Raw genomic sequence first — 13,753 nt, forward strand, 5'->3', positions numbered from 1 at the left:
TCAAGCTCCCCCCATTTCTCCGGTTTCATATAATATGCAGGTCAGGGCGGCCATCCCGGCCGTCTCCGTTCTGAGAATGCGTCTGCCGAGTCCGACGGATTTGGCCCCGGCGGATTCAGCCGCGCGGACTTCCTCCTCGCCGAATCCGCCCTCCGGACCGACCGCTATCAGCACCCGATAGGGCCTGCTTCGATCAAGACCGGATGCAAACGGCTGCAGCACATCTCTTAACTGTTCACCTTGCTCTTGTTCATAACAAATACAGACCAGATCGTAATCTGCAAAAAGACGAAGCAGCTCCTTCCACTTAACAGGCTGCCGTACAGCCGGAATGATGCTGCGATGTGCCTGTTCTGCGGCTTCTTTGGCTATTTTAACCCATCTGGCAACCCGTTTCCCTTCCTTTCGTTCATCGTACTGCACAATCGTGCGTTCCGACAGGAAAGGAATAAAGGATACTGCGCCGATTTCGGTGCATTTTTGAATGACTGTCTCCATTTTATCCCCTTTGGGCAGGCTCTGGGCAATATCTACCTGAATCCAGGGCTCTCCCGACTGGGGCAACAGCTCCACAATGGCGGCTGTCACCTCCTGTGGTTCTATAGAGGTAATTTCTACAACCGCTTCCCGTCCCATCCCGTTACTGGCGATGATCTTATCGCCGGGCTTGCCCCGCATCACCTTCGTAATATGGCGCGCATCTTCGCCGGCAATGATGATCTGTTCGTCACCGAACTGTTCGGGCGGTATGAAATAACGCTGCATGCTCATCAATCCTTGTTCCATTTTGCCAAACACCATCATACAACTTTTGACCTGGACTGGCTATACCCTTGGCCCCTTTAGAAAATATCCCGCTTCTATTGCACGATTATTGTGCTCCGGTCAGGAGTAAATAAAAGTGTATAAAGCCTTTGTAAATATCCACGGTAAGTCCGAACAACGGGTCCAGAGTTGCTGCGCGGAGAGGGGGGATAAAAACAAAGAGAAGAAAGATAAGCACAGCCCACTGTTCGTACTGCTGAAGCACGATCCGGAAACGGCGAGGCGCCAAATCTTCGACGATCCGGTATCCGTCAAGCGGCGGGAGTGGCAGCAGGTTGAACAGGAACAAAGAGATATTAATATTAATCAAATATACAAAAAACAGATAGATCGCTTCATTGAGCTTAGACGTATTCTCCGCGCTAATCACGCCGTTTGTCGCAAGGGCCATGTAGATCATGGTCCCGACAAAGGCAATCAACAGGTTGCTAAGCGGCCCGACGGCTGAAACAATAATCCCCATCAACCTTGGCTTGCTGAAATTGTCACGGTTAACCGGCACAGGGCGGGCCCAGCCGAAACCGAGTATCAGCAGCATCAGGGTCCCGAACAAATCGACGTGGGAGGCCGGATTGAGCGTGACCCGCCCGAGCAGCTTGGCGGTAGGATCGCCAAATTTATTTGCAAAATATGCGTGTGAAAATTCATGAATAGTAAAAGCAATAAGAAGCACAATCAGAATAAAAGGAAGGTTCTGAACAGGGTAAGCTAAAATTGAATTCAGAAAGTCCATGTCTACCCCTTTCTCGCCACAAAGACGACCCAATCTTCTTCACGGGCAATTTGTGAAATCTCGAAGCCTGCGGCAATCAAGCCTTCCTCAACCGCCTTTTCCTTGTTCTTGTAGATACCTGAAGCGATATAATATCCGCCCGGCTGCAGCGCCTGATATACGTCGTCTATGAAGAGCAGAATTATTTCCGCCAGAATGTTGGCTACAACGACGCGAACCGGCAATGTAACCCCAAGCTCCGAGGCGTCCTTGCCGCTTTTCAGTACGGCGAGCAGATCGCTTTCATATATCGTGATCTGTTTCTCCAGGTCATTCAGCCGCGTATTTTCGCCTGCGCTTGTCACCGCAATAGGGTCAAGATCCAGCGCAAGCACATGTTTGGCCCCCAGACGGACTGCGCCAATCGCCAAAATCCCTGAGCCGGTTCCGACGTCAATCACTTCATCGCCTTCCTGAATGACGCTTTCAAGCGTACGGAGGCAAAGTGCGGTGGTAGGATGGGTGCCGGTACCAAAAGCCATGCCGGGATCGAGCTCAATAATCTTCTCTTCCGGCGTTTCCGGCTCATACGCTTCCCATGTCGGCTTGATCGTCAGCCGTTTCGACACGCGAAGCGGTTTGAAATACTGCTTCCAGTTGTTGGCCCAGTCGTCTTCACTGACATCCCGCAGCGAAAACGCAGCCTTACCCGGATCAATATCGAACTCGCGCAGCTCTTCAATCCGCTCTTTCACCTCACGCTGAATAGCTTCCAAATCGCTTCCCTCAGGGAAATAGCCGCTAACCTTGGCTTCTCCCTCCGGAATATCGTTCGGCGGGATTTCAAACCATTGTCCCAGCGAAGTGTCCCGCGGTTTATTGTTATCAACATGCTCTTCGATAGAAACGCCGCCTGCTCCCGCTTCATGCAGGAAGTTGGAAACCATCTCCACCGCTTCCTCTGTCGTATGTATTGTTAACTCTTTCCAAATCTTCAAACCTGGTTCCTCCTCAGTATTTGCATGACATCTATTGTACTATAAAAACAGACAAAAAAGAAAACCGCCAGCGAAAGATCAACCCCTGTCTCTGCCTGCTTCACAGGAGGATGATCAAAACCGGCGGAAAACTCATAGTTTCCTTTATATGTTCGCTCTATAATATATCCTTACAGTTTTGTCTTGCCTTTCTCCTGGCGGGCATCCGCCCGTTCGCTCCGCTCCAGCGCTTCCCAGTCCTCCTGGTCAGCGCGCTCTTCCGAAAATTCAACATCCAGATTATGTCCTGCCAGCGTTCTTGATATCTTTTTCGGAAGCCGTCCGGACCGTCCGTTGTAATCACTCATGGTTCACTCGTCTCCTTCTACTTCAATCTACTTAAATCATCCCGCCTGCTTCTTCAATAATCCGCATAGCCTGATGGTGGGTGTCCTCATCAACGACAACTGTCATCAGGATATCCCTGCCCGTAGGCCCGCCCTGGCCTCCGTCACTCATCCCGCTCTCCGCCGGATCGGCTTCAGTAAGGATATCTGCCGAACGGTGCGTCAGTTCCGAATCCAAAACGAGGCCGGAAACGGAAGTTACGGCAGCTCTGTTGCCGTACCTGCTGAAACGGTCGATCGACATATCGATAACCCGGAGCGCCTGAAGCTTGCGGGCTGCCCCCTCCGCTTCTTCCGGACTTTTGAAGTAAGCCAGTATATTTTTCTCCGACATTTCCTTCACCTGCACTTTATCGAGTATACTTACAGTAAATACTGCTGTCACAACGTTATTGTGCGACCTGAACCAAAATTTATGCTTACTGCCCTAGCAATATACAAAAAACCTTTGTAAAGGAGGCAATACAGGTGGACATGAATAAAAAGTTTAAACGCTTGAATCCGAATCCTGCTCCGGTCCCTCATCATGATTTGGCTCCACTAAGAAAATTAGGCATGAGCATCAAAAAAGTAAACGAGCAAATTTATCAGGTAACGGTTCAAGCTGAAGTTCCTCATCCGGGCTATGGCATAACCATTTCGGCAATCCGTTTTGCCGGGAAGACGGCCTTCATTTATGTAGCTCCGCTTCTTCCGGATCCCGGAGCCTTTTATCCGCAGGTTATTTCAACCGCTCGGGCAACAACCTATATCGATGCAAAATACACCCCTGCTTTCCCCCCTGAGTATGAACCTTATTTGAGCAAGTTCATATAAGCTGTGGAAGATTATTGAATCGTGCTCCTTCTTTTAAACTGGCAGCTTGTTCAGCTTCGCATCATCTTAGGATGATGCGAATTTTTTTGTACATTTTTATTTAAAAAATGAAACGTTTACTCTTCTTGCCCGTATTACTCAGTATAATTCCAAAAAACAAATTTTTTTTAGGAGGGTATACAACTTAAGATGTTGAAGAAATTAACGATGGTATTTATGGCATTCACCTTGTTGCTGGCCTTTACGGTTCATGACAATGCGGATGCAAGACGTTCTGGCGGGAGCTACAAATCAGGCGTCCGTTCACACACAACAACACCTAAAAAATCTACTACGACAGATAGTGCAACAAAATCCAATACAAGCTCTAAAAGCAGTACAACGAACCGCGGCTTTTTCAGCGGCGGCAGCTTCATGAAAGGCATGATGATCGGAGGTCTCGCCGGCCTGCTGTTTGGCGGTTTGTTCTCAAGCATGGGCGGTTTTGGCAGCATTTTGGGCCTCGCGGTTAACCTGTTTGCGATTTATCTGATCATTGTTATGGCCGCAGCATTGTTCCGCCGTTTCACCCGGCCGCGCAAGCCTGATCCAAGAGATGGACGGTACTGATCAATGATATTGACGGAAGACGAAATTATTAATGCGGTTTGTATTCAAACCGCGAGCCGCAAGCAAATCCGCCCCACGGACGTAAAGGTAGAACTGGCATGGGATGAGGAAACCGGCTTTACGGCAGAAGTTTGGGCCGGAGGGCGCAATCAATATCTAATTGAAGCTAACCTTATCGAAGCGATTATTTTGTATCTGAATAGTGAATATGGAATCCGCGCTTTCAACGATGAGGTTAGACTTGAACTGGAAGACGAAATTATTGCCGTTGTGACACAATAACGGAGGATGGGCTGCAGCAAGCCGGCTACGGTTTGCCTGCAGCTTTTTTTTTGCATTTGGATCATAGCAAAAGAGCACAAAAAGAAGGCTCCACCGTTTTTTAACGGCGCAGCCCTCTATTTATGCTCTTGATTAGTCGCCCCTGAAGGCGCGTTTCATTCGGTCAAAGAAGGATTGCTCGTTCTCATGGGTTTGCTCCCCGCTATGAGCTGCAAACTGCCGCAGCAAATCCTTCTGCTCCTCACTCAGCTTGCTAGGCGTTACCACAACAACCTTAACGTGCTGGTCGCCCTGACCTATGCCACGGAGCTTTGGAACCCCTTTGCCCTTCAAACGGAAATAGGTTCCCGTTTGTGTTCCTGCCGGAATTTTAAGCTTCACTTTTTCGGTCAACGTAGGGATTTCAATCTCGTCACCAAGCGCCGCCTGAGTAAAGGTTAGCGGCACTTCGCAGTAAATGTCATCGCCTTCACGCTCGAAAAAGTCATGCGTTTTCACGCGAATGACAATATACAAGTCGCCAGCCGGGCCGCCGCGCAGTCCTCCTTCTCCTTCACCGGACATACGCAGCTGAGCGCCGTCGTCCACACCGGCCGGAATCCGCGCGTGGATTTTACGCTGCTTCTTCACCTGTCCGTTGCCGCTGCAGGTCGGGCATTTTTCTTTAATGATTTTGCCTCTGCCGCCACAGTTCGAACAAGCACGGCGGTTTACCATACGGCCAAATGGCGTATTTTGCACAACTTCCTGCTGTCCTGTACCATGACATACCGAGCAGACTTCCGGTTTTGTTCCCGGTTTGGCGCCGGAACCAAAGCAAGTGTCACAGCTTTCAGTCCGTGGAATGGTAATATCCCGTTCAACACCGAAAACCGCTTCCTTAAATTCAACTGTCATCGTATACTGCAGGTCATTGCCCCGCTGCGGCGCATTAGGATCTCGTCTTCCGCCGCCTCCGCCGCCGAAGAACATGTCAAAGATGTCTCCGAATCCGCCGAAATCGGCTCCTGAGAAACCGCCGCCTCCCATTCCCTGATTCGGATCGGCATGACCAAACTGATCATATCTTGCACGTTTCTGGGAATCGCTCAGGACGTCATAAGCTTCCTTGACCTCCTTGAACTTCGCCTCGGCATCGGCCGCTTTGTTCACGTCCGGATGATATTGGCGCGCCAGCTTTCGGTAAGCTTTTTTGATATCGTCGTCCGAAGCGCTCTTCCCGACGCCAAGCACTTCATAATAATCTCGCTTATCAGCCATTGTTCCACCTCCACCAACCTTCTACAAAAGGAAAGTCAAAGCGCGGAATGCCTAGCGCTTTGACCTTCCCATTTGTGCAATCTATTCGTCCGATGCCAAAAAGGCTCCGGTTTTACGGGCAGAAGCACGGCCAAAGTGTACGGATCATCAAAACTCCGCAGAAAAACTCCACTTTGGCGAACCTCATTATTTCTTGTCTTCGTCCACTACTTCATAGTCAGCGTCTACGACGTTATCTTTACCGGAAGCGCCCTGGCCCTGGGAAGCATCTGCTCCGCCTTCAGCTCCTGCAGCTTGAGAAGCCTGTTCGTACAATTTTACGGAAAGCTGCTGCACGACTTCAGTCAATTTATCGGAAGCCGCCTTAATTTCATCAAGGTTGTCGCCTTGCAGCGCTTTGGACAGTTCTTCCTTCGCTGCGTTGGCTTTTTCGACTTCGGCACTCTCCACTTTGTCGCCAAGCTCTTTAATCGTCTTGTCGACGCTGTAGATCAACTGGTCGCCATTGTTCTTGGCTTCAATAAGCTCTTTGCGCTTCTTGTCTTCTTCGGCATGCAGTTCCGCATCCTTCATCATGCGCTCTACTTCCTCATCGCTGAGGCCGCTGGAAGAGGTGATTGTAATTTTTTGGCTCTTGCCCGTTCCTTTATCCGTTGCAGAGACGTTCACAATACCGTTGGCATCAATATCGAAGGAAACTTCAATTTGCGGCACGCCGCGAGGAGCCAAAGGAATATCGCTCAGCGTGAAACGGCCCAGCGTTTTATTGCCTGCAGCCATTTCGCGTTCACCTTGAAGCACGTGGATTTCAACGCTTGGCTGGTTATCGGCATAGGTCGAGAAGATTTGTGATTTACTTGTCGGGATCGTAGTGTTGCGATCGATCATTTTCGTAAATACGCCGCCTGCAGTCTCAATTCCGAGGGACAGCGGAGTTACGTCAAGCAGTACGACGTCTTTGACGTCACCGGTCAATACGCCAGCTTGCACTGCGGCGCCCAAGGCAACAACCTCGTCCGGGTTAACGCCTTTGTGCGGCTCTTTGCCTGTCAGTTTCTTGATGGCTTCCTGAACTGCAGGAATCCGTGTGGAACCGCCGACCAGCACGATTTTGTCAATATCGGCCGGTGTCAGGCCTGCGTCGCTCAAAGCTTGACGAGTAGGACCCAGTGTGCGCTCTACCAATTGGGCGGACAGCTCTTCGAATTTCGCACGAGTCAGGTTTACTTCCAAGTGTTGAGGAACGCCGTCAACTACCGTAATGAACGGAAGGGAAACCGTAGTTGTCAGAACGCCGGACAATTCTTTTTTCGCTTTTTCGGCCGCATCTTTCAAACGTTGAACAGCAGCTTTGTCTTTGCTGAGGTCAATGCCTTGTTCTTTCTTGAATTCATTAACCAGATAATCAATGATGACTTGGTCGAAGTCGTCGCCGCCCAGATGGTTGTCGCCGCTGGTTGCTTTAACTTCGAAGAAGCCGTCGCCGAGTTCAAGGATCGATACGTCAAAAGTACCGCCGCCAAGGTCATAGACAAGAATCGTTTGGTCTTCGGCTTTTTCAAGACCATAGGCAAGCGCAGCTGCCGTAGGTTCGTTGACGATACGCAGCACTTCCAGACCGGCGATTTTACCGGCATCTTTCGTTGCTTGACGCTGGCTGTCGTTGAAGTAAGCCGGAACGGTAATAACGGCTTGCGATACCGGTTGGCCCAGATAAGCTTCGGCATCAGCTTTCAGCTTTTGCAAAATGATGGCCGAAATTTCTTGAGGGGTGTAATCTTTGCCGTCGATCGTTTCTTTATGATTCGTACCCATGTGTCTTTTAATGGAGATGATGGTACGGTCAGGATTCGTAATAGCTTGGCGCTTTGCCGTTTCGCCGACAGTGCGTTCGCCGTCTTTTTTAAAGCCAACAACAGAAGGAGTAGTGCGGGCGCCTTCCGGATTAGGGATAACGACAGCTTCTCCGCCTTCCATTACAGCAACACAAGAGTTTGTTGTACCAAGGTCAATACCGATTACTTTGCTCATTGGAACATGTCCTCCTAAAAAGTTTTATGAAGCATAGGCTTCTTAGTGGTAACTTCGCAATAAAACTTGCTTCGTAAGCATTCGCTTAGGTTTCTATGAAGCATAGGCTTCTAAAGCAGTAACTTCGCAATAAAACTTGCTTCGCAAGCAGTTGTTTCAAGCAGCTAAGCCGCTCATGCTTAGCCGCTCACTTTTACCATGGCCGGACGAATCACCTTGTCTTTCAAAAGATAACCCTTTTGCAATTCCTCGACCACGATGCCTTCCTCATATTCATCAGACTCCACCTGCATGATAGCCTGGTGATATTCAGGGTTAAAGGGCTGTCCAACTGTTTCCATTGGAGTCAGGCCCTCTGCCTTAAGAACCCCTTCGAATTGGCGGAAAATCATTTCCACGCCTTTTACGAATGAAGACTGCTCGCCTTGCTCCGGCTTGGCGGCAGCCAAGGCACGATCGAAATTATCAAACACCGGCAGCAGCTCGCCAACAAGCTTGGCTGAAGCATACTTGCCGAGTTCTTCTTTCTCCTTCTGCGTCCGTCTGCGGAAATTGTCATAATCCGCCTGGACTCTGAGCAGACGCTGCTTATGTTCTTCCGCTTCGGCGCGAAGCTGTTCCAATTCAGCGCTGCTGCGATCATCGGCAGCACCTCCGGCTTCGGCTTCCACTTCGTTGACATCCACATTTACGGTTTCATCCAGAACTTCTTCGATTCCTTCGGCTGCTGCATTTTTTTCATTGTCCAATTGATTTGTGTCGTTGTTCATAATCGCTTCCTCTTCTGTTCGATTGGTATTCTTCAAGAAATCTTCACCTCCTAGAAGGGGTTAATCCTCACCTATCGCTCAAAACCACCCTTAGGACTTGGACAGAATAGCCGTAAGGTTGTTGGATAAAATGTTTAAAATGCCCATCACCCTCGCATAATCCATCCGTGTCGGACCAAGGATGCCGATCGTTCCGACCGCCTCGCCTTCCACGGTGTAGGTCGCCGTAATGAGGCTGCAATTGGCAATAGCCTCATGATTATTCTCGGTGCCGATCCTAACCTGAATGCCGGGGTCGGACGCGACAGACGAAATCATTTTGGCGAGCGTAGGCGTTTCCTCAAGGAGATCAAGAATGCTCTTGACTTTCTCCACATCCTTGAACTCCGGCTGGGTCAGCATGTTTGTTGCTCCGCTCAGGAAAAGGCGCTGTCCTTCCAGGCCGGAATCCAGCGCATCATCCAGAATGCTCATCAGTTCTTCGTAATGGGATACATGGCGCTGCATTTCCCGCCCGATTTCCTGATAGATTTCGGATTTCAACTTAAAGATCGGAATTCCGGACAATCTGTAATTCAACAAGTTAACCATCCGTTCGATTTCTGAAACAGAAACACCCGGCGGAATGGAAACGGTCTTGTTCTCTACTTGTCCAGTATTGGTTACTACAATCGCCACCGCTTTATTTTCATTTAAAGGAAGCAATCCAAAATGACGAAGTGATGTGTTAAAAACCTCCGGTCCGAGCAGGATCGAGGTGTAGTTCGTCATATGGGATAAAATGGAGCCTGCATGCTGCACCACCTGCTCCAGCGCACTCAGCTTTTCGGCAAAAAAGGTTTTAAGCATTTCGAGTTCTGCCGGAGCCAGAGATGTTATCGGAACCAAATGGTCGACGTAATACCGATAACCTTTATGGGATGGAATTCGGCCTGCCGACGTATGCGGCTGCTCCAAAAATCCGAGTTCCTCCAAATCAGACATCTCGTTGCGGATCGTCGCCGGACTGTACCCGACATCGCCCCGCTTCGAAATGCTTCGGGATCCTACCGGCTCTGCAGAACGGATGTAGTCATCCACAATCGCTGTCAAAATCAATCTCTGTCGTTCCGTCAACATATGCAGTCCCTCCCGAATGGTTATCGAAGCATGGCCTCTTTAGCACTCACTTCAATAGAGTGCTAATTACTAATACAAAAATACCAGACTGACAAGACGATTGTCAAGTCAGTCCAGCATTTTAAGAACGGCAATCTCGTCACAGTTTTGCTGCTTCGGACAGTTGACGCAATCCGTCCAAACCTTCTCCGGAAATATCTCTTTGTTCACCACGTGAAAGCCATTTTTAAGAAAAAAGGAAACCTCATATGTCAACGCCATAATTTTAGGAATGGACTTCAGTCTGGCCTGTTCAATCAGCTTGTTAACGATCATGGATCCCAGTCCATGACCCTTGCTGCCTTCCATAATTCCAAGAGACCGAATTTCTACCAAATCTTCTCCTAGCCGGCACAGCGACCCGCAGCCGACGACAGTCCCGTCTACCTCCGCCACTACAAAATCCTGGATCTGACGCTCCAGCACCTTCCGTGACCGGGGGAGCATAATTCCCCTGCGCGCATATTCTTCAATCATAATAAACAATGGCTCTACATCATCAATTGTTGCAACTCTGCATACGGCAACGGCTGGCATCGGCCGCGCACCTCCCCGGGCTGATAATATGAATAAATATACACCAGAAGGTATAAAACTTCAAGAGGCCCGGCCAGATATTTTTAACAGAATCTTACCTGAGATAAAGAAAAGCGGATGCAGCCTGCAAACAACCCAAGACCCGACGAAGACCCGACGTCTATCATGGCAATCAACCTTCCGTCAGGTGGCCGATAAATGCACCGAATACGTCATTTCCGTATAAAACGCCTTGTTCACTGAGCCGGTAGCCGTCCCCGTCGCTGCGTTTCAATAGAAGGCCGCTATTCAGCAGGCGCGCGAGCGGAGCAGAGAAAATATCCTCGAACCGTCTGCCAAACTGGGATTCGAAGCGTGAGCTCTGCATGCCGTCAAGCATGCGAAGACCTACCATGGCGAAATCCTCCATCGCTTCCTCTGTCGAGACCGTGAATTGTTCCAATCTGGGCAATCCCTTGGCGGTTGCTTCGTTATACGGCGTTACTCCCTTGACGTTCATGTGGCGCCGCCGTCCCACATATCCATGGGCGCCCGCTCCGAGTCCGTAGTAATCCTCATTCCGCCAGTACGTCATATTATGACGGCTTTCATAGCCCGGTTTGGCGAAATTGCTAATCTCATACTGCTCGTAACCAGCAGCCTTCATTCGGGACATGAGCAGCAAATACATTTGCAGCTCATCCTCTTCATTCGGAAGCGGAAGCTGGTTCTTCTGATACAGCGTATGGAACAACGTGTTCTCCTCGACCTTCAGGCTGTAAATCGAATAATGCGGCAGCCCAAGCTCAAGCGCCTTCGTAATGCTTTCGTCCAGCATCTCCACCGTTTGGTTCGGCAGTCCGAACATCAGGTCGATCGAAAGATTGTACAGGCCTGCCTTGCGGGCATTTTCCAGGCTCCGGTACACATCGTCGGTATTATGAATACGGCCGATTCCGCTCAGCAGGGAATTCTGGAAGGACTGGACGCCAAAGCTGACCCGGTTGACTCCGCCAGCCTTCATGACAGCCAGCTTTTCCAAATCCGTTGTTCCCGGATTGGCTTCCATAGTGAATTCAATATCGGGCGCCCAGTTTGGAAAATGCTTCTTCACCGACGAGAGAAAAAATCCCATCTCCGCAGGGGTTAGTACAGTCGGAGTTCCCCCGCCTACAAAAATTGTGTCGATTCTCTCCGGCGGCGTTTCCTGAGCCGTCAGCTCCATCTCGCGGTCAAGCGCCTTGAGATATTCCATAACCGGCTGGTCCTTCAGCACATATGAATTAAAATCGCAATAAAAACATTTATTGGTGCAAAACGGAATATGGATATATACCGCCTTTGGCGAACCGGATGCTCGTTTGTTCATGGCAGGCATCCCTGTTCCGCCGATCTCCAGCTGTTGACTCATTCTATGAAATGCCTCCTTGTTTAGGACAGGCAAAAGCAGATTCTCCGTTAAGGCCGCTTATCGCCTTCCGCTATTGATAAAAGGGAAAGCCAGCCGGCTTTCCCTTCTTCCATTAATTATCGTCTATCTTCAGCACGGCCATGAAGGCTTCCTGAGGCACCTCAACGTTGCCGACCTGCTTCATACGCTTCTTGCCTTCCTTCTGCTTCTCAAGCAGCTTCCGCTTCCGTGAAATGTCGCCGCCATAGCACTTCGCAAGCACGTTCTTGCGCATCGCCTTGACCGTTTCCCGCGCAACGACCTTTGTGCCGACGGACGCCTGAATCGGCACCTCGAACATCTGGCGCGGAATCAGCTCGCGCAGCTTCTCGCAGATGATCCGACCGCGGTGATAAGCTCTGTCGCGATGCACAATGAAGGACAGCGCATCGACCTGTTCACCGTTAAGGAGAATATCCATTTTCACCAGATTCGACTTCCGGTAGCCGGACAGCTCATAATCGAAGGAAGCGTAGCCTTTGGTGCTGGATTTCAGTTGATCGAAGAAATCATACACAATCTCCGAAAGCGGGACCTGGTACGTAATCGTTACACGAGTCGTATCCAGGTATTCCATATTCACGAATTCGCCGCGCTTGCCTTGGCACAGTTCCATCACCGTTCCGACATAATCGTTCGGCACGATGATAGATGCCTTGACATATGGCTCCTCTACGTGATCAATCTTGCCGACCTCCGGATAATTGGATGGGTTGTCAATTTCGATCGTCTCGCCATTGGTCAGCGTTACCTTGTAAATAACGCTCGGCGCAGTCGTGATCAGCGGAATATTGAATTCGCGTTCAATCCGCTCCTGAATGACGTCCATATGAAGCAAACCGAGGAAGCCGCAGCGGAAGCCGAAGCCAAGCGCGCTTGAGGTTTCCGGTTCAAAGCTCAGCGATGCATCGTTGAGCTGCAGCTTCTCCAGCGCTTCCCGCAAATCGTTGTAATCGGATGTCTCAATCGGATACAGACCGCAGTAGACCATCGGATTGATTTTGCGATAACCCGGCAGCGGCTCGGCCGTCGGATGTTTCGCATCCGTGACCGTGTCGCCGACCCGGGTATCTCCAACCGTCTTGATGCCGGCCACAATAAATCCGACATCCCCGACGTTTAGCTCATCCACAATCGTCATGCGCGGCTTAAACGCCCCGACTTCAATGACCTCAAAACTTTTGCCCGTCGCCATCATTTTGATCTTGGACCCGGCTTTGATCTTGCCGTCAATAACGCGCACGTAGACGATAACGCCCTTGTACGGGTCATAGTGCGAGTCAAAAATGAGCGCTTTAAGCGGCTGATCCGGATCCCCGCTCGGGGCCGGAACCTGCTGCACAACCTGCTCCAGGATCTCTTTGATGCCGATGCCCGCTTTGGCCGATGCCAGCACCGCTTCGCTTGCATCCAGTCCAATGACGTCTTCGATCTCCTGCTTCACCCGGTCGGGATCGGCGCTCGGCAGATCGATCTTGTTAATGACCGGCAGAATTTCAAGATCATTGTCCAGGGCCAGATACACATTCGCCAGCGTCTGGGCTTCAATCCCTTGCGCCGCATCAACCACGAGCAACGCCCCTTCACAGGCGGCCAGGCTGCGGGACACTTCATAAGTGAAATCCACGTGTCCCGGGGTGTCGATCAGATTCAGCAGATACTCTTCCCCGTCGTCTGCCCGGTATGAAAGGCGTACAGCCTGAAGCTTGATCGTAATTCCTCGTTCACGCTCCAGCTCCATCTGATCCAGAACCTGCTCCTGCATTTCACGAGACGTCAACGCCCCGGTATATTCCAGAATCCGGTCGGCCAATGTAGATTTACCGTGGTCTATATGTGCAATGATACTAAAATTTCTGATTTTCTTCTGTCTTTCTCTTAAGTCGCTCATGCCTTACCCCCACAACAGGTACTTGGAACCATCACTTCATTATAACAGC

General features: G+C 50.3%; 15 protein-coding genes. 3 read left to right on the plus strand and 12 right to left on the minus strand.

Features of this window, described 5'->3' with window-relative positions:
• The 5 genes from K7397_RS06560 to K7397_RS06580 all read right to left on the minus strand — a co-directional run bounded on the left by K7397_RS06560 (window position 1) and on the right by K7397_RS06580 (window position 3,255).
• On the minus strand, window positions 1-765 hold the full coding sequence (locus K7397_RS06560) for an RsmE family RNA methyltransferase (protein ID WP_223067247.1): 765 nt from the start codon (window positions 763-765) through the stop codon (window positions 1-3).
• A gap of 106 nt (window positions 766-871) precedes the next feature.
• Window positions 872-1,558, minus strand: coding sequence for a site-2 protease family protein (locus K7397_RS06565; RefSeq protein WP_223067152.1), 687 nt, complete (start codon window positions 1,556-1,558; stop codon window positions 872-874).
• Window positions 1,559-1,560: 2 nt separating this feature from the next.
• A complete protein-coding gene (gene prmA / locus K7397_RS06570; RefSeq protein ID WP_237690740.1) occupies window positions 1,561-2,484 on the minus strand; it encodes a 50S ribosomal protein L11 methyltransferase in 924 nt (307 codons plus the stop codon).
• Between the two features lie 221 nt (window positions 2,485-2,705).
• On the minus strand, window positions 2,706-2,882 hold the full coding sequence (locus K7397_RS06575) for a YfhD family protein (RefSeq protein ID WP_223067154.1): 177 nt from the start codon (window positions 2,880-2,882) through the stop codon (window positions 2,706-2,708).
• A 31-nt stretch (window positions 2,883-2,913) separates the two neighbouring features.
• Window positions 2,914-3,255, minus strand: a complete 342-nt coding sequence (locus K7397_RS06580) for a hypothetical protein (protein WP_223067155.1) — start codon at window positions 3,253-3,255, stop codon at window positions 2,914-2,916.
• A 134-nt stretch (window positions 3,256-3,389) separates the two neighbouring features.
• Here K7397_RS06580 and K7397_RS06585 point away from each other — a divergent pair, with 134 nt between their 5' ends.
• The 3 genes from K7397_RS06585 (at window position 3,390) to K7397_RS06595 (ending at window position 4,628) form a co-directional block, all read left to right on the plus strand.
• The gene (locus tag K7397_RS06585) at window positions 3,390-3,737 is read left to right on the plus strand and encodes a hypothetical protein (RefSeq protein ID WP_223067156.1); all 348 of its coding nucleotides are present in this window, start codon (window positions 3,390-3,392) and stop codon (window positions 3,735-3,737) included.
• 189 nt (window positions 3,738-3,926) lie between these two features.
• Complete coding sequence (locus tag K7397_RS06590) at window positions 3,927-4,346, plus strand: hypothetical protein (RefSeq protein ID WP_223067157.1); 420 nt, start codon at window positions 3,927-3,929, stop codon at window positions 4,344-4,346.
• A gap of 3 nt (window positions 4,347-4,349) precedes the next feature.
• Window positions 4,350-4,628, plus strand: coding sequence for a YxcD family protein (locus K7397_RS06595; protein WP_223067158.1), 279 nt, complete (start codon window positions 4,350-4,352; stop codon window positions 4,626-4,628).
• 132 nt (window positions 4,629-4,760) lie between these two features.
• Here K7397_RS06595 and dnaJ read toward each other — a convergent pair whose 3' ends face one another.
• The 7 genes from dnaJ to lepA all read right to left on the minus strand — a co-directional run bounded on the left by dnaJ (window position 4,761) and on the right by lepA (window position 13,704).
• On the minus strand, window positions 4,761-5,888 hold the full coding sequence (dnaJ, locus tag K7397_RS06600) for a molecular chaperone DnaJ (RefSeq protein WP_223067159.1): 1,128 nt from the start codon (window positions 5,886-5,888) through the stop codon (window positions 4,761-4,763).
• A gap of 186 nt (window positions 5,889-6,074) precedes the next feature.
• On the minus strand, window positions 6,075-7,919 hold the full coding sequence (gene dnaK / locus K7397_RS06605; protein WP_223067160.1) for a molecular chaperone DnaK: 1,845 nt from the start codon (window positions 7,917-7,919) through the stop codon (window positions 6,075-6,077).
• Between the two features lie 179 nt (window positions 7,920-8,098).
• Window positions 8,099-8,689, minus strand: a complete 591-nt coding sequence (grpE, locus tag K7397_RS06610) for a nucleotide exchange factor GrpE (protein WP_223067248.1) — start codon at window positions 8,687-8,689, stop codon at window positions 8,099-8,101.
• A 90-nt stretch (window positions 8,690-8,779) separates the two neighbouring features.
• Window positions 8,780-9,808 (minus strand): heat-inducible transcriptional repressor HrcA, encoded by a 1,029-nt coding sequence (gene hrcA / locus K7397_RS06615; protein ID WP_223067161.1) that lies wholly within the window; start codon window positions 9,806-9,808, stop codon window positions 8,780-8,782.
• A 108-nt stretch (window positions 9,809-9,916) separates the two neighbouring features.
• Window positions 9,917-10,384, minus strand: a complete 468-nt coding sequence (locus K7397_RS06620) for an N-acetyltransferase (RefSeq protein WP_223067162.1) — start codon at window positions 10,382-10,384, stop codon at window positions 9,917-9,919.
• 172 nt (window positions 10,385-10,556) lie between these two features.
• A complete protein-coding gene (hemW, locus tag K7397_RS06625; RefSeq protein WP_223067249.1) occupies window positions 10,557-11,741 on the minus strand; it encodes a radical SAM family heme chaperone HemW in 1,185 nt (394 codons plus the stop codon).
• Between the two features lie 145 nt (window positions 11,742-11,886).
• Complete coding sequence (gene lepA, locus K7397_RS06630; protein ID WP_223067163.1) at window positions 11,887-13,704, minus strand: translation elongation factor 4; 1,818 nt, start codon at window positions 13,702-13,704, stop codon at window positions 11,887-11,889.
• Between the last annotated feature and the right edge of the window lie 49 nt (window positions 13,705-13,753).

Origin of the sequence: Paenibacillus caui (genome assembly GCF_019904135.1) — a bacterium.
GTDB classification, from domain to species: Bacteria; Bacillota; Bacilli; order Paenibacillales; family Paenibacillaceae; genus Fontibacillus; species Fontibacillus caui.